This is a genomic window from Psychrobacter sp. Ps1 (assembly GCF_022129425.1).
In the GTDB taxonomy this organism is placed as follows: Bacteria; Pseudomonadota; Gammaproteobacteria; order Pseudomonadales; family Moraxellaceae; genus Psychrobacter.
Genome location: NZ_JADQAN010000003.1, coordinates 147,123 through 165,745, shown reverse-complemented (window position 1 = coordinate 165,745; position 18,623 = coordinate 147,123). Strand labels below are relative to the sequence as shown.

The following is an 18,623-nucleotide window of genomic DNA, read 5'->3' as shown; positions in this document are numbered from 1 at the left end:
CTAGGAATACCCATGAGTTTAGGCAGTTTTGTTAAAAATATTCAAAATATCATGCGCGGTGATAGCGGTATCAATGGCGATGCCCAGCGTATCGAGCAGATGACATGGCTTTTATTCCTAAAGGTCTATGACGTTAAAGAAGATAATTGGGAATTTAATGATGAAAGTGGCAATTATCAGTCAGTTATCCCAAGTGACTATCGCTGGCAGAACTGGGCAGCGGACGACAAAGACGGCAAAGCCAAAACAGGTGATGAGCTACTAGACTTTGTCAACAATGAGCTATTCCCAGCGCTACAAGGCATTACCATCACTCCCGACACGCCTATGAGTAAGGTTGTAGTCAAAAAAGTATTTGAAGACGCCAATAACTTTATGAAAGATGGTGTACTACTGCGCCAAGTGATCAATGAGATTAATAAAATAGAGTTTGAAACCTATAAAGACCGTCATGCGTTCGGTGAGATCTACGAGACCATCCTAAAGAGCCTACAAAGCGCGGGTAATGCTGGCGAGTTTTACACCCCGCGTGCGGTGACCGACTTTACTGTTCAGATGCTTGACCCACAGCTGGGTGAGACCGCCGCCGACTTTGCTTGCGGTACGGGCGGATTTTTGACCTCAGTTTTAAAGCATTTAGAGCCAAGCGTAAGTACGCCTGAAGACAATCAAAACTATAAAGATAGTATCTACGGCATTGAGAAAAAGCCACTGCCATATCTGTTAGCTGTCACCAATATGCTATTACATGATATTGACCGCCCACAAATCCATCATGGTAACGCTCTACAGCTAAATGTCCGTGAATATAGCCATGATGACTTATTTGATATTGTGATCATGAATCCGCCATACGGGGGTACAGAAGGCGAGACGATCAAAACTAATTTTCCCGCCGATTTGCAAAGCTCAGAAACCGCCGATCTGTTTATGTCAGTCGCTATGTATCGTCTAAAATCTATCGCACAAGGCGGTGGCCGCGCCGCTATGATCATTCCTGACGGCTTCTTGTTTGGTACTGACGGTGCAAAAACGGCTATCAAAGCCAAACTAATCGAAGAGTTTAATCTACATACCATCGTGCGCTTGCCGAATAGCGTGTTTGCCCCTTATACCAGTATCACTACCAATATCTTATTTTTTGATAATAGTAAAAAGACGGATAAGGTCTGGTTTTATCGCTTAGATATGCCTGAAGGTCAAAAAAACTTCAGTAAAACCCGCCCCATGAAGCTTGAGCATTTTGATGAAGCCGTGGCGTGGTGGCATGACCGTAAAGAGATTAAAGACACTGAGACCGATACCTACAAAGCCCAAGCTTTTACGCCTGATGACATCAAATCAGAAGTCATCAATCTAAAAACGGTTACGGATAAAGACGGCAATGAGACCATCGTTAAAGAAACCAAAGTCAGCTATAACCTTGATCTATGCGGCTATCCAAGCATAGAAGATGAAGTGCTAAGCCCTGAGGACACTATCCGCCAGTTTCATGACAAGCGCGAAGAGCTAAACCGCCGTATTGATAAGCAGCTACTGAGTATCGCAAATCTGATTGGACTGGATCTAAACAAGGCAGATCTAGCTGAACCTGCAACCATAAGCGTAGAGCTGCATTCATCATCACAGTAAGGCATTATCATGGCACGACCTAAAAAGAACACCAATACCCAAGCCTTAGCAGACAAGATGCGTAAAGCGGTGCTACAAGCCGCCATAGAAGGCAAACTGACCGATCAGCGCGAAGATGACGGCAATGCCCGTGACTTATTGATACAGATAGAAGCAGAAAAACAGCGCTTAATAAAGGCAGGCGAGATTAAGCGGCAAAAGTCACTACCTGATATTACTGAGGAAGAGCAGCCTTTTGATATTCCTGATAATTGGGAATGGGTGCGACTGGGTGATCTATGCTTGAAAGTGAGTTCAGGTAGTACACCTGCGGGCGGTAAAGCTGTATATAAAGAAAAGGGTGTAAGTTTTATACGTTCTCAGAATGTTCACAATGATGGATTAGTTTTAGACAACGTAGCCTTTATAGATGAAGCTACACATAAGAAAAAGCCTAACGGTGCTATTTTTGCTAAAGATATTTTGCTAAATATTACAGGTGCATCTATTGGTCGTGCTTGTATCGTACCTGACGATTTTGATGTAGGGAATACGAATCAACACGTCTTAACTTTAAGACAATTTGAACCTAGAATTAGATATTTTGTTCACACCGTCTTGATTAGCCCATTCATATTTAAAAGTATAATGGATGTTCAGGTAGGTGGGACTAAAGAAGGGTTGAGTGCAAGTAAGGCTAAAGAGTTGATGATACCCTTACCACCCCTAGCCGAACAACAGCGTATCGTCAGAAAGCTTAAAGAAGTATTAGCACAGATAGATAGCCTACAAACGGATGAGGATGAGCTACACAGATTACAACTGGCGTTTCCTAATCAGATGCAAGCCTCACTACTTCAAGCCGCTATAGAGGGCAAATTAACCCAGCAAGACGCTACTAAGGATGGTTATGCCAGCGATCTATTAACGGATATAGAAATAGAAAAGCAAAAGCTGATTAAAGCTGGTGAGATCAAACGCTCAAAAACCTTACCACCAATCAGCGAGGAAGAAAAACCGTTTGATATTCCAGATAATTGGGAGTGGGTGAGGTTGGGTGAGGTTGTTATAGTGAATCCAAGAAATAAAGCTGAAGACAACTTAGAAGCAGCTTTTGTACCAATGAAGCTTGTTGAAGCAGGCTACAAAAACATTTTTGATTTTGAAGTTAGAAAATGGATGAGCATTAAAACAGGCTATACGCATTTTGCAGAAAACGATGTAGTTTTTGCCAAAATCACACCCTGCTTTCAAAACCTCAAGTCTGCTGTAATTTCCAATATTCCTAATGGTATAGGAGCTGGAACAACAGAGTTTCATGTTTTGAGAAATTTCAATGACCACATTGATATAGAATACCTTTTGTACTTTGTCAAAAATCCTACATTTATAAACGATGGAGTAGCAACGTTCACAGGGACAGCAGGGCAACAGCGTATAGGCACTGACTTTGTTAAAGAGTATCTACTTCCTCTACCACCATTGGCTGAGCAGCGGCGCATCGTTGACTTACTTGATCAAGCCTTACCTGAAATCCAAACTTTAAAAGAGATCTGATAGTCAGTGGTAGCGCCTTTTGAATCCTGATTGTTTTTAACTTTACCTATAGCAGACGCTTATCGTCTGCTTTTTTTTGCCTTGTGATTAGACTATTTCGTCAATTATCGTCAATTATCGTCATCCTTAGCCTGTGATTATGACGAAAACGACGATAATCAGGAAACATTTCTTGTCAGTTTTAGAAACCGATAAAGTGGAGACAGCTATACACACAAAGGCGTGAAGACGGAAACCTAACAGCGTTAGGAAGCTTGTTTAGGGAAATAAGGCACTAAGCAATGAAAAGTTATTAACCAAAAGAGGCGTTTATGGAACTGGTGCAAAAGTAGCAAACCATTATAGCGGAATCAAGCATGCACCAACGCACCAAAAAATAGATGGAATCATCGCATTATAGGATCAGATGGCAAGTCGGATAAGATTACTAGGCACAATGCAAGAAAATGCATTAAAAACGCATATTAATAATAATCAAGAATGCGTGAAATGTGCGCTTTTGTGCGCGTGAAAACGTACATATTATTCAGGTTAGAGTTGAATAGGCGCTCATATTTCGCTCATTCTCGCGTGCCCTTTGAGGACTATTAAGAAAAAAATAAACCGTAACATCGATATGACTGGTTATACAGACAATACGCACAAAAAAGCGCGCGATAAACGCTTAATTTTAGCAAAATAATGAGCGAAGTTAGGTGTGATCTCAAACATGAGCACAATACAAAGTTGGGGAAGGGCAGACATAAAAAAACCTCCGATTAAGGAGGCTGATTTATCAAGTTAAGTGCGAAATCTTATCAGAGTGTACACTGTGATGTACACGCTAAAAGGCAATCAGAGATTAATCTTTTAGCTATCAAGCACTTAGCTTGAAGTATTGGTACCAGTGGTCGGACTCGAACCGACACGCTTTTAAAGGCAACGGATTTTGAATCCGTCATGTCTACCAATTCCATCACACTGGCATGTTAGGTGATAATAGTTATTGACTAAATATTATCTAATTGGGCTACAGTGTTGACTGTATAGGCTGCGTATTATAGCAGCCTATTTACTTGCGTCAAGTATTATTTTATACAATTTTTTATTTATTCTAATGATGCTAAATAGCATCATTCTAACCGACAAAGGCACGCTCAACTGCGTAATCTGCCTGCACACCCATACGTGGTGAAACAGTCAGGCCGAAGTCATCTAAAATAGCAGAAACCTCAGCATTAAACGGCATGCTGCCACAAAGCATGACACGGTCGTCGTCTTTATTCATTGGCGGTAAACCAATATCTTCGAACAATTTGCCTGACTTCATTAAATCAGTGACACGACCTTGGTTTCTAAACTCTTCACGCGTAACGGTTGGATAATAGATGAATTTCTCGCGATACCATTCACCAAAGATTTCATCGTTAGGCAGCTCATTTTCAAACATTTCACGATAAGCCAAATCATGAACATGACGTACGCCATGTACCAAGATAATTTTGTCAAAACGCTCATACACTTCAGGGTCACGTGCTAGTGACAAGAAGGGAGCAAGACCAGTACCAGTAGAGAGCATGTAAAGGTTCTTACCTGGTAGCAGATCGTCCAATACTAGTGTACCCGTTGGTTTTTTACTGACTAACAGCTCGTCGCCTACTTTGATATGTTGCAAGCGTGAAGTTAATGGACCATCTTGAACTTTAATAGAGAAAAATTCTAAATGATCTTCATAGTTAGGGCTGGCGATTGAATAAGCGCGTAATAGTGGCTTGCCATCAACAACAAGTCCAATCATCGCAAATTCGCCATTACGAAAGCGCAAGCCATCGTCACGAGTGGTTTTGATACTAAATAGAGAGTCATTCCAGTGATGAACCTCTGTGACCGTTTCGGTGCGAAGTTTTGACATAAAGTCCTCGTTAATAAGTTGTTATTTGTGTGTTAAGTTTGAATAAGTATTAAATCAGAATTTTCAATGTTAGATTGAACATTATAAAAACGTATTAGTCTTTTAATCGTTGTCGAAACTGCTATTTTTATGAACGAGTAAATGATGAGTAAGCGTAATACAGCTGGTTTATCAGCTTATATATAGCCAGCTATTACGTCATTAGACATAGTAAATTTGCGTCAACGATGACAGCATTACTGGTCATATCATCCAAATGTAAATGACTCTCATCAAATTTCTTGCTCATAATACCAAACTTTAAAATAAAAATCCGTCTAGCAGTGTTTGTCTAGCATGATAAAATGGAATATCGTTAGTGAGTAATTTTGTATCATTTGGCAAAACTGCTTTATCAGGGCAGTTTTGTATTACTGGAGTTGGTATATGCTTGATGAGAATCCCCTGTTAAATAACTACCATCAAGCTCCTGTTATTGGCTATCATCGTGCGCCGCTTTCGCAAAAATTTGGTGCGCCACGCCAGCCAAACCTGGTCGCTTTGACTAGTGTCATTGAGATGTTAGCGCCATATGATACGCCAGCTGCATTTGATGGTTTGGATAAGTTTAGTCATATATGGGTGAGTTGGCAGTTTCATCATAATTATCGATATAAAAATAACAATGAAACCAGTACTAGTTTTCGCGCTCAAGTACGCCCGCCAAGATTGGGTGGTAATCAAAAAATAGGGGTGTTTGCCAGTCGAAGCATGTATCGTCCTTCGGGGCTAGGCCTATCTGTCGTCAAGCTCGAACAGGTCAAAATAGTTCAAGGTCGTGTATTATTAATTATCAAAGGTGCTGATATGATAGATGGCACGCCAATCATCGATATAAAGCCATATGTGGCCTATAGTGATGCACTGATTCAGACAGAGAATGGATTCGCACCAACCGCTCCAGAATTATTAAACGTAACCGTGACCGATGCTGCTAACGAACAGTTTATGATGCTAGTAAGCGCAGGCGAGCCTAGTGATGCTAATAACAATGATACAAGTATTAAAGACGCAAACACTGGATCGAATAGTGCGACAGTTGCGTCTACGATTCATCGTATACAAAATCAACTAGTAGCCTCAGATATGAGCATTATCAAAGAATTAATTGCCCAAGACCCGCGTCCAGCTTATCGTCGGACAGAGATAGCCACACCATTCATGATGCGTTATAAATCCGTTGATGTGAGTTTTCAGTTGATAGAGTCAGGACAGCTACAGATAACTGCCGTAGTTGCAATCTAACGGGCTTGCATTGATATCATTTTTGACAACACATTTTAAAAAAATAGAAGAAGAGAGATATGTCTGCTCAACAATACTCGATAGTGATTGATTTGCGTTGGTGTCTAGATGAGCTATTGGCAGATAAAGTGATTGACCAACGCGGCTATAACCTAGTCATTACTAGCCGCCGCGACAAAGCGCAGCATCCTCTACTAACGATTAGTGAATTTGGCTTACCGAATGGCCATGCGACGGACAACAGCGCTGAAAATAAATTAACTTTGGCTTGGCTCAATCAGTGGTTGGCGGCTAAAGCAGATATGACTCTCGTTCGTATTGATCCTCTAAAAGTTGATGTCCCTGTAGTCACACAATTGATGTCATTTGAATATGCACGCTCGCAGCATATTTTACCGATTGAGATCGCTGTAGACGAAGTGGTTATCGGAACGGATCAGCCTTTTTATACTGACTGGCACTCAAGTATTGAAAAATTGATCAAATCAAAAAGCTATCGTACGGTCTATATCAATCCTGAGCAGATCAAACGTTACCGTCAAGAGTTCTATCAAGTTACCCAGGCGATTGCAGGCGCAAATAGTGTCCATAAGCGTGCAGCTGCCGATGTGACCAATGTCGAAGCATTATTGCAATTGGGTGACAATACTAATCCTGATGCCAATGATCAGCATATTGTCAGAGTCGTTGATTGGCTGTTGCAATATGCCTTTGAGCAACGAGCTAGTGATATCCATTTAGAGCCACGCCGTGAGACAGGTAAAGTGCGCTTCCGTATCGATGGTGTGCTCCACACTGTGTATGAGATGCCATTGGCAATCATCGTCGCGGTGACCGCACGTATCAAAATTCTAGGTCGACTAAACGTTGCAGAAAAGCGTAAGCCGCAAGATGGTCGTTTAAAGACGCGAACGCCGAAGGGGTTAGAGACAGAGCTTCGTTTGTCGACTATGCCAACCGCTTTTGGTGAAAAGTTGGTCATGCGGGTGTTCGATCCTGAAGTACTGGTACGTTCCTTTGCTCAGCTTGGTCTATCCGGCAAGCAGCTTGAAACATGGCATGAATTGACTGCTCATCCAAACGGCATTATTTTGGTCACTGGGCCTACAGGTTCGGGTAAGACCACGACCTTGTATAGTACTCTCAAGCAGTTAGCGACTGAACAAGTCAATGTCTGTACCATTGAAGATCCTATTGAAATGATTGAACCTGCATTTAATCAAATGCAAGTGAATCCAGGTGTCGATTTAAACTTTGCTGACGGCATTCGCTCTTTGATGCGTCAAGATCCTGACATCATTATGGTAGGGGAGATTCGTGATGCTGAAACAGCCAATATGGCAGTACAAGCCTCATTGACAGGGCATTTGGTGCTCTCGACACTACATACTAACGATGCGCCAAGTTCAATCACTCGCTTGCATGATTTGGGTATTCAACCATTTTTGACATCAGCAACTATCTTAGGCGTAATGGCACAGCGCTTGTTACGTACGCTATGCCCGCATTGCAAAAAAGCGGTAGACGTTGTGCCAGACAGTGAAATTGCCATCCAATGGCAGGAGTTGGTACAGCCTTGGCGCGCACCTGCCCCAGCACAAATTTATATGGCTCAAGGCTGCGAGCATTGTCGACATACTGGTTATCAGGGACGAGTCGGCCTATACGAGATTATGCCGTTGTCTAACGAATTAAAAAAACTGGTTGCAGCCGATACAAATTTAGATGTGCTCAAACAACAAGCCTACCGTGAAGGTCTACAGCCGTTACGTTTATCAGGTGCAAAACGTATTAGTGAAGGCGTGACAACCATAGAAGAGGTGATGCGAGTCGTGCCTCTTAATTAACGATTGTATTTGAAGTCGTGTTTAGCGTTCCCAACGTACGTTTTGGCGAATGATTTTTGCTGGTGTGCCTGCTACCATACAGTTTGGTATAGTGACTGGTTTATTGACGAAGGCACCTGCTGCGATGATACATCCATCAGCGATAGAGACGTTTTTTGAAATAGTCACATTAGCCGCAATCCAAATATGATCTCCTAGAATGACATCAGAATGTGCTTTGTTCACTCGTACGTTAGTATCTATATCGTAGACCTTATGCACATCGGTAGCGCGAATTTCAATACCACGCGATATCATGCAAGACTTACCAATAGTCACACTCTTATCACGTGCCAAGATATAGCAGTCAATGGCAGTGGTATACTCACCAATATGAATGCGTAAATGATTACCAACGACTAATAATTGACCAGAGAATTTAACATGTTCTGCGATAGTGACTTGATTGTGATTACCATTAATGTCGATTTTTAGTTTATTAAGTTTCCCATGACTACCAATGGTAATTCGATTGTTATCACCTTTACGAATAGTAATGGTGGAGTTGCCAATGATACGTACGTCGTTAGCTATTTCAATGTAATTACTATGGCCTTTATCTTGTAATAAAAACCGTTGTTTATATAGTTGCTTGGGCAACAATGTTTTGAAGATATGGGGTAGAGTGATAGTTTTTTTATGGTTCATAGTATGGCACTTATGAGAGGTAATAAAGGTTTTGAAGCTTCGGCTTTTAAAAGATTGTTATGATGTATCGACTAAGTTCGTATCATCCATTTATTTAGAATAAATTCTATTTAGAGTATTTTTGATAGCCATTTAAGGTAGTGTACCGTTAAACAATACTTGAAAACAGCTTCCTTCACAGCAATCAATGCAAACAAGATTCAAATTTTTAATTCCCAGACTTTTAATTGAGAAAGTTTTAATAACGAGATTATTTATGTTTACAGACACTCATTGTCACCTTAACCGTTTAGATTTGACGAAATACGATGGTAAATTATCTGGCGCGATTGACGCCATGAAAACTGCTAATGTTACCCGTGCGATGGCAATCATGTGTGATTTTGCAGAATATGACGAGATTGCCAATATTGTGAGTACCTATGGCGACGAGACGCTAAATCTAGGAATGAGTGTAGGTATTCATCCCTGTGAAGATATCGATGTACTGAAATCAGCGACGGTTGAGCGTTTAATAGAAACTGCTGATAAAGACCGTGTATGGGCAATAGGCGAGACAGGGCTAGATTACTACTGGTCTACAGAAAATAAAAAAGAGCAGCAAGCCAGTCTTGCACGTCATATCCATGCAAGTCAGCAACTAAAAAAACCGCTTGTCATACACATGCGTGACGCAAAAGAAGATACGATCGATATCTTAAAGAGTGAAGGCGCTGAGCATGGTATTATTCATTGCTTCACTGAAGATTGGGAGACCGCAAAACGTGCTTTAGATTTGGGGTTTTATATCTCCTTCTCAGGCATTGTTAGCTTTAAAAGTGCCCAAAATATCCAAGATGCTGCAAGGCATATGCCTAGAGACAGAATCTTGATTGAGACCGACAGTCCATATTTGGCGCCTGTGCCTAAGCGTGGTCGTCCCAATGAGCCTGCCTACGTACCCTACGTCGCGAGCTTTATCGCAGATATGTATGGTTGTGATAGTAACGAGGTCGGAGCATTAACCGCAAAAAACTTTGAAAATTTACTGGCACAGTATCGCTAAAATGGTTATGCTATGACCAGTCAGTCATTTATGTGATAGTCGTATAGTTCAATCCCCTTTAGTATTTGATTTACTAAATGTAACTATATGATTATTAATGACTATTTGTAAATATAAGCATATCCCTTTTATGGTATTTCAGCAGTTCTTGTATAGTTTTATACGCTCATTGCCAAATGTACGCACATAATTGATGGTCATATGCTTAATCTTGTCATGTTTTAGGAGAGATTATGAGTCGTCAGCACCAGTTCAAGGCACGAGAAGAGAACATCTTAGCGATGGCAGAACAATTGCTACTTGAGTCAGGCGATGGTGATATCACTTTAGACAGTTTGGCAGATCAGCTCGATTTGGCTAAAGGCACCCTGTACAAGCATTTCTCCAGTAAAGATGAGCTTTATCTGCGTATTATTATTCGTTACGAAGAGCAATTGTTTGAGATTAACCGTATTGATGACTGCCCCTCGGCAGGTGTGGCCCGCATGATTTTTCAGCAGTTATTCAATCCTCAAAAAGCCATGCTTTTGAACCAAATCGAAGAGCGTCTGGCAGCATCAGTAACTGGTCTCAATCGTTTGTTTGGTGAGTTATATGATATCCGTCGCCAGCGCATGAAGCGTTTGATTGATATTATTAGCGCATACCTAAAAGATGAGCACAGTAATTTGAGTACTCGTGATTATCTATCGTCTATTTGGGCAATTGGTCAGGGCGGTGCAGGGCTACTAAACTCAAGCTTTTACCAACGCTATTTAGGTCGCCGTGATACGCTGCGTTATGCCTTTGTTCAGCAAGTGCTAGAGTTGCCAAGCCATTATCCTGCTGATGATGAAGAGGTCATGGATGAGGATATGCAAGAGCTGGTAGAGCAAATCGATACTGAATCAGAAGAGCACCGTAATACCAATTACTAAAGTAGTTATTGGTAAAGTAGCTCTTAGTAAAGGAACTATTAATAAAGTAGCAAGTAATTTTTGGGTTGTGAACTTTTTTTGGCTTTGATAAATCGTGTTGTAATGCTTACTATTGCAGCACGAATTCATATATCTTTTAATATTCTTCAAAAACTTTTTCTCATTCTGCGACAATTAAAATTGGGCTTATAGGTGCAATATGCCGGTCACTGTCAAGACTCAGTCCAGTTCAGCGGCTACTTGCTCTTTCACTTTAATTAGTCAAACGTCTCAGTCAAACTGCTTAGATATAAGACCTACAGACCGTTGTCGAAGCTGCTTCTCCATATCAACTGATATCCATCACTTATCATCATTCTCATCAATAAACAGTCGGACACAGGCTGGTTTTACATTGGTAGAAATCGTGGTGGTAGTGGTTATCTTATCTATATTTGCTGGCATAATGAGTTTGTCTGTCGGTAGCAGTGAATCCCGCAAAAACCGCGCTTTTTATGAGCATCTGACTGATTCGTTGAGCTACGTTCGACTATTATCGGCTGAACGTATGCAGCCAATGGGTTTGCGTATGCAGGCAGACAAGCAAGGTCAAGTAGAGCCAGTCATCGTTACCTTATCAAATCCATATGTTGCGTATCAGACAACTAATATGACGCCAGATAGCACCGACAGTCGGCCTAAAAATGCTATGGAGCTGTCGGCAGAAGTTGCTGGTCTATCAGGCTCTACTGATGAGCAAAAACCAACGCCAAGTTGGGAAGTCGAGTCGGATATCAATTTGCCTGAACTGCCCACTGGCGTGAGTATTAGAGTTCAAAGTTTGGATTCTAGCGGTTTACAGAGTACGGGACGAACCCAAACGTTACAGCCTTGGTTTAGCGATCAAAATGTACCGCAGGTATTGTGGTTTGGTACAGGACAAGCAACGCCCGTCACCATTGAAGTACTTCACGATTCGCGTTTAGTGGGCGAGGTGATTACGATAATGCCAGATGGTAGCATGCGAATCGGACAGGGGTTAGAGTGACTAAATTATATAAACCTCCTATGACAAATCAGCCTATGTCATCAAGATTTATATCACTCAAGTCTGGGCGCGAGAGCGGCTTTACCCTTATCGAAGTGATGGTTGCTTTGGCTATTTTGGCAGTGGTAGCAGTCGCGGCGAGCCGTGCCAGTAGTGCATATCTGAGTTCAGTTGATATATTGCGTACTCGTACGCTTGCTCACTTTGTCGCTCAAAATGCCGCCGCTGATTTACGTATTCAAGAGACGTGGCTGACAGCCAACCGTACCCAAACTGTTAATGCACAAGGGCGTGATTGGCAAATAGCAATGACAGTAGGTGACGCCATCACACCTGCTCTAAAAGAAGTAAATATCGCAGTTGCGCCTATTATAGATGGACAGACGCGTACATCAGTCACTGATATCACTGTGATGCTAAGTAATACTGAGCAAGATACGGGCAGTTTGGATTTAAGTGGTCTAAGCACAACAGGTGATAGCGGGCAAGCAGAGGGCGGTCTGTGAGGCATCAGCGTGGTTTCACATTACTTGAGCTAATGGTTGCCATGGCAATATTTGCGATGCTAGCTGTTGCAGGCTGGCAAGTATTTGATGGGGTCAACCGTGCTCGTGAGCGCGCGCAATTTCATGCTGACAATCTGGCTGTCTTGCAGTACGCCTATTTGCAATTACAGCAAGACATGGGTCAAATTATCCCTTATCAAGCGTCGACTACTCAAAGTGTCAGTGCGGCGAATAACAGTCCAAGCGATAGTAGTAATACGAACAACAAACCTCAATCAAGCGAGCAAATAAACGGACAAATAAATAAAATAGCGCCTGAGCCCTTTATGAGCTTAGATGGCGAGCATGTCAGCTTTGTACGCTTTGCCGATCCTGATCCACGATATCAGAATAGCAATAGCCTCCAACGTATCGAATATATTTTTGCAGATGAGCGTTTGATACGTCGCCAGTATACCAGTATGGAAGGCGGGCGTGATAGCGTCAGCTTGGACAGCGTATTGCTTGAAGGTGTCACAGCAGGGAGCTGGCAAGCCTATCTACCAGAGCTAAGTACCAGATTTCCGAGCGATGACATTAACAGTGGCAGTAGTGCAAGCGTAGCAGTAGTACAATCAGCGAATACAGCGAATTCCAAGCCAACAGCTGTTTTATTGCCGAAAGGAGTCGCGGTTAGCTTTACATACCAAGATATGCCAATCACTTGGCAATGGGCACTCGCCCCGCAACCGATATCGCATAGCAATAGTCAAAGCACAGTCAATAACACAGATAGTAGCAGCAATGATAATGCTAATAATGACAACAGCGGTAGTGATGGTAGTGACAATAATAGTAGTGCGGGAACGAATAATTGAGAAGGTAGTAGTTAAAATGCATCAATTGCTCAATAACAAAGGTTATGTATGTCGATGACTGCGAACTCTCAACGCGGTGTTGCACTGCTGACTATCTTATTATTGGTAGTGAGTATTACTGTGGTTGCAGGGTCGATGCTTGCTAGCCAAAAAATTGCAATTAGGCGTAGTGGTCTGTTATTCGATCAGAATCAATTGCTGCAAGATATCGATGCAGGTCAGCAGTTAGCAGTGACGATGCTTCGCGCTGATAGCAACCTCAATGATACGGATAGTGCGCAAGATATCTGGGCGCAGCCTATACCACATTATACATTGGCTAGTCACAGTGTCAGCATCGAGCTACGCGATGAGTCTGGTCGTTTTAACATTAATAATTTGTATCAAGATGGGTCGGCCAATACCACTGCTTTAGCAGTATTCCAACGACTACTCACGCAACTAAATCTAGAGCCTGATATCGCTATTGCTATACTTGATTGGCAAGATGCAGACGGTGAGGTATATCAAGATGGCGGTGATGAAAGTACGGTATATGCGCACCAGTCAAATGCTGTAGCAACAGATGCTCTGCCAAATCAGCCTTTTGTCAGTATCGATCAGCTACTAGAAGTGACAGGGGTGAGCGCTGAAACATTAGCAGTATTACGGCCTTATCTTACCGCAGTGCCTTATTATGTGCCGATTAATATCAATACTGCCAGTCCTGTATTGTTAGCCGCACTAATTGAGGGTGCTAACAGCCAACAGATGCAAGCCTTGGTAGATATGCGCGCGCAGCAGGCGCTGACGTCTATTGATGCAGTATGGCAATTACCGATATTTGGCAGTGTGAATGATGAGCAACGAAAAGCCTTAACACCCATGCTTGCCGTTGATAGCCAAGCATTTATGGCACTTATCACAGCGACTGATAATGCAACTGTCGGTCAGGCGAGGGAGCGTTTTGCTACTGTTCTGATTAGTAAAACTGTCGTTGATAATAATCAAGCAGTTAATAGTAGTGAGGTAGACGGTAAAATGCCCAAGGAAGTCAAAGTAGTGACACAGAGACTATGGGCATTTCGTCCGAGCTTTTAGCAAATGGTGTTGAGATCTTATTTAGTCTTTTAGGCGTGTTTCTTCGCTAGACTTCCAATTATATGCCCCGTAAAAAAGCATCTGTGCTTGACGAGTACAGTTATGCAGCATTAGCTGTTTGTTCTCTTCGATTTCATTTAGATCAATCTCATCATCATGATCTTCCGTATAGGTCAGCTCTAGCCAATCAATAATCCAAGAGAAAAACATATTCACACCAGCTTCAGCCAATAGACGACGGTCATAAGCGTTGATATGGGTAAACGCTGGCTGCAACGCTAAGTCGTCGGCCAACCCTTGAGCATGTATCTTAATCAACTCATTGATGGCTTTGCGTACTGCTTCTGATCCACCATAACGCTCACTGACCAAAAACTGCCAGTAATAAGGCTGATCACTGACCATGTACAAGAATAGCTGAATACTTTTTGCGATTTGACGATCAAAGCTACGTTTGCGGCCAATCTGCAGGCTATCACTTAACGTGGCTAACGTACCGCCCAATTCCTCAATGACCAAAGCGCGCCCGAGTGACTCCATATCATCAAAATGGCGATAAAACGCAGTCGGCACAACGCCAACCTCGCGTGTTACTTGTCTGAGACTGATAGAGCTAAAAGATTGCCCTGTCATACATAAATCGAGCACAGCATTAAAAAAGGCGTGCCGAGTTTGAAGTTTTTTTTGTTCGCGACTGCTCATAATATTTCAAAATTGTCCGGTAGGTGTTTATCATACTCATTTCAACGCATAAATACGACTGAAATACGCCATTCATGTTAATTTACTAAGCCTGCACTGGTCTTTTAAACCACTGTGCCCCAATGACCTTGCAATTCTTGCGCCAGTCGATATGCTTCGTGGTCATTCATACCTGTAATAAAATCCAAAATATTTAAGACATTATGATAGATATCGTCAGACAAGATGCGGCGATGTTCGTCAAGATGGGGCTGTAGTAATCTTAACAGACGTTGCTGCTCAAAAGACATCGGCGGCTGCATGGTTGTAGTTTGAGATCCAGTCCAAGCGAGCGGCATAAAGGCATTCAATAGGCTATGCAGGCATTGATTGGCCATTAGCTCCATTCTTACTTTGCTCGGATGGTTAAATATTTTTTCGCGTGCCAGCTGCTTAGCTTGATTGATACCATTTTGTACGCTGGTATCGCAATGGGCAAATAGGCTACCTTGCAGCGTGCCAGCTAGCAATGCATCACTGTTGGCTACAAAAGCATCGGTGACGGTATTGACCAAACGCATCATGGCTCGTGCCCGCAGTGAGGCTAGGCTTTGTCTGACAGACATATGCGCTGGCAAGTTTACGCTGCTTGGACGCTCACCAATCAGCTCATAAAATATCGTGGCAACTTCGCTATAGGTTAGCATATTCAGATTGATGCCATCTTCTAAGTCGATTAGCGCATAACAGATATCATCTGCCGCTTCTAGCAGGTAAGCCAATGGATGGCGCGCAAAGCCATCGTGTTGCTCTGAGCGTGGTAAGTGCAAGCACGCCGCTAACTCTTCTAATTGAGACGCTTCGCTATAAAAGCAGCCAAATTTTTGCACGTTATAATGGTTGTCATTGACATCGTTACTGTGAGTTGCCAACCACGGATACTTCATAAAGGCGCCTAGCGTGGCACAGGTGAGCCGCATACCACCCTTGTCAGGGTGATGCTCATTACGTGCCAATAGGCGAAACCCTTGAGCATTACCCTCGTATGCCAGTAAGTCCAGTCGCTCGTTGCTGCTTAAATTTTGCAAAATTGCTTGCGGTTCAGGCTGCTTAAACCAATCACGAATCGCATACTCTCCAGCGTGGCCAAAAGGCGGATTGCCAATGTCATGAGCGAGACAAGCTGCTTGTACGATCACACCGACGTCTGCTGGTGAAACTCCTGCTGGCAGGCCGCTACCTAGTGCGTCATGAATTTTTTCGGCAGCCATCATTCCCAAAGAGCGACCAATAGAAGAAACTTCTAGCGAGTGAGTCAGGCGCGTATGAATACCGAGCTGATTGGTCAATGGATGGACTTGGGTTTTCTGATTTAACTGGCGAAAAGAGTGAGAAAATACCAGTCTGTCATAGTCTTTGTGAAACTGAGAGCGAGTACTGGTATTGGCGTTAAATTTTTTGGAAGCACCAAGACGCTGTGAGTTGAGGAGATGTGACCATTGTGTGGTAGGGGACGATAAGGAAGTTGGTTTATTTAGCATATTGAAACATCCGGAACCAAGGGAGCCTCTAGCATAGCAAAATAGCGCCCTTGGTACAGCTATATAGTCAGAAAACTACTAAACGGCTACGGCGTTACCCTCCTTAGAGGTACTATTTGTACAATCTGTAGTCGGCTGCCTTGTACCCGCTTTAGACTTCTTTGACTAGAGTTAATGCCTTATAAATTGGATACGGTGCCAATTTTGCTTAGCCTACTACTGGTAGTACTTTCACTCACCTTGCTTGTATCCAAATTATATGGAATCAACTATATTAAGACTTTTGACAGTTAAAAAGTACGTATTCCTTGTCGATAGCTACATCGCTGTCCAGTGTTTTATTGAGCAATGTCGCTTTGTCTCCATTTACTTGCCATATGATGCCGTGGGTATCGTCTAATCCAATATCGCTAGTATAAATGCCTTTATCAGAATCAGTTTCACTATTAGCAGTAGCTGTTAAATCGTATTCGATACTATCGATGAGCAAATGCGCTGTCTGTGGTGTACTGTCGCTATGATAAGAAACGCCGATAGTAGCAGTAGGCTCACAAGAGAAAGGGGTGCTGCTGCTGGCGTGTGTTGCACGATCATGACCTGCGTGCGTATGTTCTTCGTGGCTATGACTTTCATGATCGTGTTCCATATCACTATGTTCTTCGTGGCCGTGATCTTCATGCTCTTTATTGTCATGCATTTCATGACCTTGTTCATGCTCGGCGTGATTATCTACTGGTACTTTTTCAGATACTACTGCATCGGTATCGTTGTTTGGCTGACAGCCTAGTAAAGAGCCTGCTATCACAGTTCCTAATATCGTAATACCTGCAAGTCTAGAAAAATAGTTAGTCACAGTATGAACCCTCAAATAAGAAAAATAAAGATATGTTATAATATAACAATTGATAGATAAAATAAAGCCGATGATGGAGAATATCCAACATCGGCTAATTAACTTTAAATAAGCTGTACTATTTAAAGTTACACGTTAAATCTAAAGTGCATAACATCGCCATCTTGTACGATGTAAGTTTTACCTTCTAAACGCGATTTACCAGCAGCAGCAGCGCCTTTTTCACCGTTGTATTCGATAAAGTCATCATACGCAATGACTTCAGCACGAATAAAACCACGCTCAAAATCAGTATGAATTACGCCAGCTGCTTGCGGCGCTGTCGCACCAATAGCGACAGTCCAAGCACGTACTTCTTTCACGCCAGCGGTAAAGTAAGTCTGCATATCTAGTAAGTCATAGCCACCGCGGATTACTTGATCAAGACCGGCTTCTTCCATGTCCATTTCAGCTAGGAAGTCTTTTTTATCGTCTTCATCAAGTTGGGCGATTTCAGATTCGATCTGATTGCATAGCGCGATTACGATAGAGTCTTCACCAGTGGCATAGTCACGAACAGCGTCAAGGTATGGGTTATTTTCAAAACCATCTTCAGAGACGTTAGCGATATACATGGTTGGCTTTAGCGTAATTAAACCATAGCTTCTGATTAGTTTTTTCTCATCAGCGTCTAGGTTAGCAGCACGAGCCGCTTTGCCTTCTGCTAGTAATGGCTCAATCTTTTTGAACACATCAAGCATGGCGCCAGCGTCTTTATCGCCGCCTTTTGCTTTTTTGGTCAAGTTAAATACCGCGCGTTCAACAGCTTCTAAATCAGCGAGTGCCAGTTCAGTGTTGATGGTTTCGATATCATCAATCGGGCTAACGCGGCCATCAACGTGTACGACATTGTCGTCATCAAAACAGCGTACAACATGAGCAATCGCATCGGTCTCACGGATGTTGGCTAGGAACTGGTTACCCATGCCTTCGCCTTTTGACGCGCCTGCGACCAAACCTGCGATATCGACAAACTCCATCGTCGTTGGTAATACGCGCTCAGGATTGACGATGTCAGCCAGTTGTTTTAGGCGTGGGTCTGGTACTGGTACGATACCCGTGTTGGGATCTTTGGTACAAAATGGAAAGTTTTCAGCGGCGATACCCGCTTTGGTCAACGCATTAAACAAGGTGGATTTACCCACGTTTGGTAGGCCGACGATGCCGCAATTAAAACCCATAACATTCTCTCAATGTATT

Annotated in this window: 16 protein-coding genes and 1 tRNA gene; 10 read left to right on the top strand and 7 right to left on the bottom strand. The window is 42.6% G+C overall.

Annotated features, from left to right (window positions below; genetic code table 11):
- The first annotated feature begins 12 nt into the window (after nucleotides 1-12).
- Both I3249_RS02395 and I3249_RS02390 read left to right on the top strand, forming a co-directional pair.
- Complete coding sequence (locus tag I3249_RS02395) at nucleotides 13-1,632, top strand: class I SAM-dependent DNA methyltransferase (protein WP_238068373.1); 1,620 nt, start codon at nucleotides 13-15, stop codon at nucleotides 1,630-1,632.
- A gap of 9 nt (nucleotides 1,633-1,641) precedes the next feature.
- Entirely contained in the window at nucleotides 1,642-3,168 is a 1,527-nt protein-coding gene (locus I3249_RS02390; protein WP_238068372.1) for a restriction endonuclease subunit S, read from the top strand.
- A gap of 878 nt (nucleotides 3,169-4,046) precedes the next feature.
- Here I3249_RS02390 and I3249_RS02385 read toward each other — a convergent pair.
- Together I3249_RS02385 and I3249_RS02380 are read right to left on the bottom strand one after the other, a co-directional pair.
- A tRNA-Leu gene (locus I3249_RS02385) sits at nucleotides 4,047-4,133 on the bottom strand.
- 152 nt (nucleotides 4,134-4,285) lie between these two features.
- Complete coding sequence (locus I3249_RS02380; protein ID WP_101205461.1) at nucleotides 4,286-5,059, bottom strand: ferredoxin--NADP reductase; 774 nt, start codon at nucleotides 5,057-5,059, stop codon at nucleotides 4,286-4,288.
- Nucleotides 5,060-5,485: 426 nt separating this feature from the next.
- On the opposite strand from I3249_RS02380, the gene tsaA reads away from it, so the two are divergent.
- Nucleotides 5,486-6,343 carry a tRNA (N6-threonylcarbamoyladenosine(37)-N6)-methyltransferase TrmO gene (gene tsaA, locus I3249_RS02375; protein WP_238068371.1) on the top strand — a complete coding sequence of 286 codons (858 nt, stop codon included), beginning with the start codon at nucleotides 5,486-5,488 and terminating at the stop codon, nucleotides 6,341-6,343.
- A 59-nt stretch (nucleotides 6,344-6,402) separates the two neighbouring features.
- Nucleotides 6,403-8,190: a GspE/PulE family protein gene (locus I3249_RS02370; protein WP_238068370.1), complete on the top strand. Its 1,788-nt coding sequence runs from the start codon at nucleotides 6,403-6,405 to the stop codon at nucleotides 8,188-8,190.
- A gap of 21 nt (nucleotides 8,191-8,211) precedes the next feature.
- On the opposite strand, the gene I3249_RS02365 is transcribed toward I3249_RS02370, so the two are convergent.
- Entirely contained in the window at nucleotides 8,212-8,877 is a 666-nt protein-coding gene (locus I3249_RS02365) for an acyltransferase (protein WP_101205458.1), read from the bottom strand.
- Nucleotides 8,878-9,133: 256 nt separating this feature from the next.
- Here I3249_RS02365 and I3249_RS02360 point away from each other — a divergent pair, with 256 nt between their 5' ends.
- The 6 genes from I3249_RS02360 (at nucleotide 9,134) to gspK (ending at nucleotide 14,309) form a co-directional block, all read left to right on the top strand.
- The gene (locus tag I3249_RS02360; protein ID WP_238068369.1) at nucleotides 9,134-9,922 is read left to right on the top strand and encodes a TatD family hydrolase; all 789 of its coding nucleotides are present in this window, start codon (nucleotides 9,134-9,136) and stop codon (nucleotides 9,920-9,922) included.
- A gap of 233 nt (nucleotides 9,923-10,155) precedes the next feature.
- The gene (locus I3249_RS02355) at nucleotides 10,156-10,839 is read left to right on the top strand and encodes a TetR/AcrR family transcriptional regulator (protein ID WP_057759351.1); all 684 of its coding nucleotides are present in this window, start codon (nucleotides 10,156-10,158) and stop codon (nucleotides 10,837-10,839) included.
- Nucleotides 10,840-11,164: 325 nt separating this feature from the next.
- On the top strand, nucleotides 11,165-11,866 hold the full coding sequence (locus I3249_RS02350; RefSeq protein ID WP_346268573.1) for a prepilin-type N-terminal cleavage/methylation domain-containing protein: 702 nt from the start codon (nucleotides 11,165-11,167) through the stop codon (nucleotides 11,864-11,866).
- A 35-nt stretch (nucleotides 11,867-11,901) separates the two neighbouring features.
- On the top strand, nucleotides 11,902-12,372 hold the full coding sequence (gene gspI, locus I3249_RS02345; protein WP_238068366.1) for a type II secretion system minor pseudopilin GspI: 471 nt from the start codon (nucleotides 11,902-11,904) through the stop codon (nucleotides 12,370-12,372).
- Complete coding sequence (locus I3249_RS02340; protein WP_238068365.1) at nucleotides 12,369-13,229, top strand: type II secretion system protein GspJ; 861 nt, start codon at nucleotides 12,369-12,371, stop codon at nucleotides 13,227-13,229. Before gspI ends, I3249_RS02340 begins: the two co-directional genes overlap by 4 nt.
- Nucleotides 13,230-13,277: 48 nt before the next feature.
- Complete coding sequence (gene gspK / locus I3249_RS02335) at nucleotides 13,278-14,309, top strand: type II secretion system minor pseudopilin GspK (protein WP_238068364.1); 1,032 nt, start codon at nucleotides 13,278-13,280, stop codon at nucleotides 14,307-14,309.
- Nucleotides 14,310-14,330: 21 nt separating this feature from the next.
- Here gspK and I3249_RS02330 read toward each other — a convergent pair whose 3' ends face one another.
- From I3249_RS02330 to ychF, 4 genes are all read right to left on the bottom strand, one after another.
- Nucleotides 14,331-15,011, bottom strand: a complete 681-nt coding sequence (locus I3249_RS02330; RefSeq protein ID WP_057759356.1) for a TetR family transcriptional regulator — start codon at nucleotides 15,009-15,011, stop codon at nucleotides 14,331-14,333.
- Nucleotides 15,012-15,115: 104 nt separating this feature from the next.
- Complete coding sequence (locus tag I3249_RS02325) at nucleotides 15,116-16,531, bottom strand: deoxyguanosinetriphosphate triphosphohydrolase (protein ID WP_238068363.1); 1,416 nt, start codon at nucleotides 16,529-16,531, stop codon at nucleotides 15,116-15,118.
- Between the two features lie 274 nt (nucleotides 16,532-16,805).
- Nucleotides 16,806-17,384 (bottom strand): hypothetical protein, encoded by a 579-nt coding sequence (locus I3249_RS02320; RefSeq protein ID WP_238068362.1) that lies wholly within the window; start codon nucleotides 17,382-17,384, stop codon nucleotides 16,806-16,808.
- A gap of 128 nt (nucleotides 17,385-17,512) precedes the next feature.
- Entirely contained in the window at nucleotides 17,513-18,604 is a 1,092-nt protein-coding gene (gene ychF / locus I3249_RS02315) for a redox-regulated ATPase YchF (RefSeq protein WP_102094907.1), read from the bottom strand.
- Nucleotides 18,605-18,623 lie beyond the last annotated feature (19 nt).

What these genes read in the sequence shown, in the direction of transcription:
- ychF (WP_102094907.1), bottom strand. Translation starts at nt 18,604, where the DNA reads ATGGGTTTTAATTGCGGCATCGTCGGCCTACCAAACGTGGGTAAATCC.
- I3249_RS02370 (WP_238068370.1), top strand. Translation starts at nt 6,403, where the DNA reads ATGTCTGCTCAACAATACTCGATAGTGATTGATTTGCGTTGGTGTCTA.
- tsaA (WP_238068371.1), top strand. Translation starts at nt 5,486, where the DNA reads ATGCTTGATGAGAATCCCCTGTTAAATAACTACCATCAAGCTCCTGTT.
- I3249_RS02355 (WP_057759351.1), top strand. Translation starts at nt 10,156, where the DNA reads ATGAGTCGTCAGCACCAGTTCAAGGCACGAGAAGAGAACATCTTAGCG.
- gspI (WP_238068366.1), top strand. Translation starts at nt 11,902, where the DNA reads ATGTCATCAAGATTTATATCACTCAAGTCTGGGCGCGAGAGCGGCTTT.
- I3249_RS02360 (WP_238068369.1), top strand. Translation starts at nt 9,134, where the DNA reads ATGTTTACAGACACTCATTGTCACCTTAACCGTTTAGATTTGACGAAA.
- I3249_RS02365 (WP_101205458.1), bottom strand. Translation starts at nt 8,877, where the DNA reads ATGAACCATAAAAAAACTATCACTCTACCCCATATCTTCAAAACATTG.
- I3249_RS02390 (WP_238068372.1), top strand. Translation starts at nt 1,642, where the DNA reads ATGGCACGACCTAAAAAGAACACCAATACCCAAGCCTTAGCAGACAAG.
- I3249_RS02325 (WP_238068363.1), bottom strand. Translation starts at nt 16,531, where the DNA reads ATGCTAAATAAACCAACTTCCTTATCGTCCCCTACCACACAATGGTCA.
- gspK (WP_238068364.1), top strand. Translation starts at nt 13,278, where the DNA reads ATGTCGATGACTGCGAACTCTCAACGCGGTGTTGCACTGCTGACTATC.
- I3249_RS02395 (WP_238068373.1), top strand. Translation starts at nt 13, where the DNA reads ATGAGTTTAGGCAGTTTTGTTAAAAATATTCAAAATATCATGCGCGGT.
- I3249_RS02380 (WP_101205461.1), bottom strand. Translation starts at nt 5,059, where the DNA reads ATGTCAAAACTTCGCACCGAAACGGTCACAGAGGTTCATCACTGGAAT.
- I3249_RS02330 (WP_057759356.1), bottom strand. Translation starts at nt 15,011, where the DNA reads ATGAGCAGTCGCGAACAAAAAAAACTTCAAACTCGGCACGCCTTTTTT.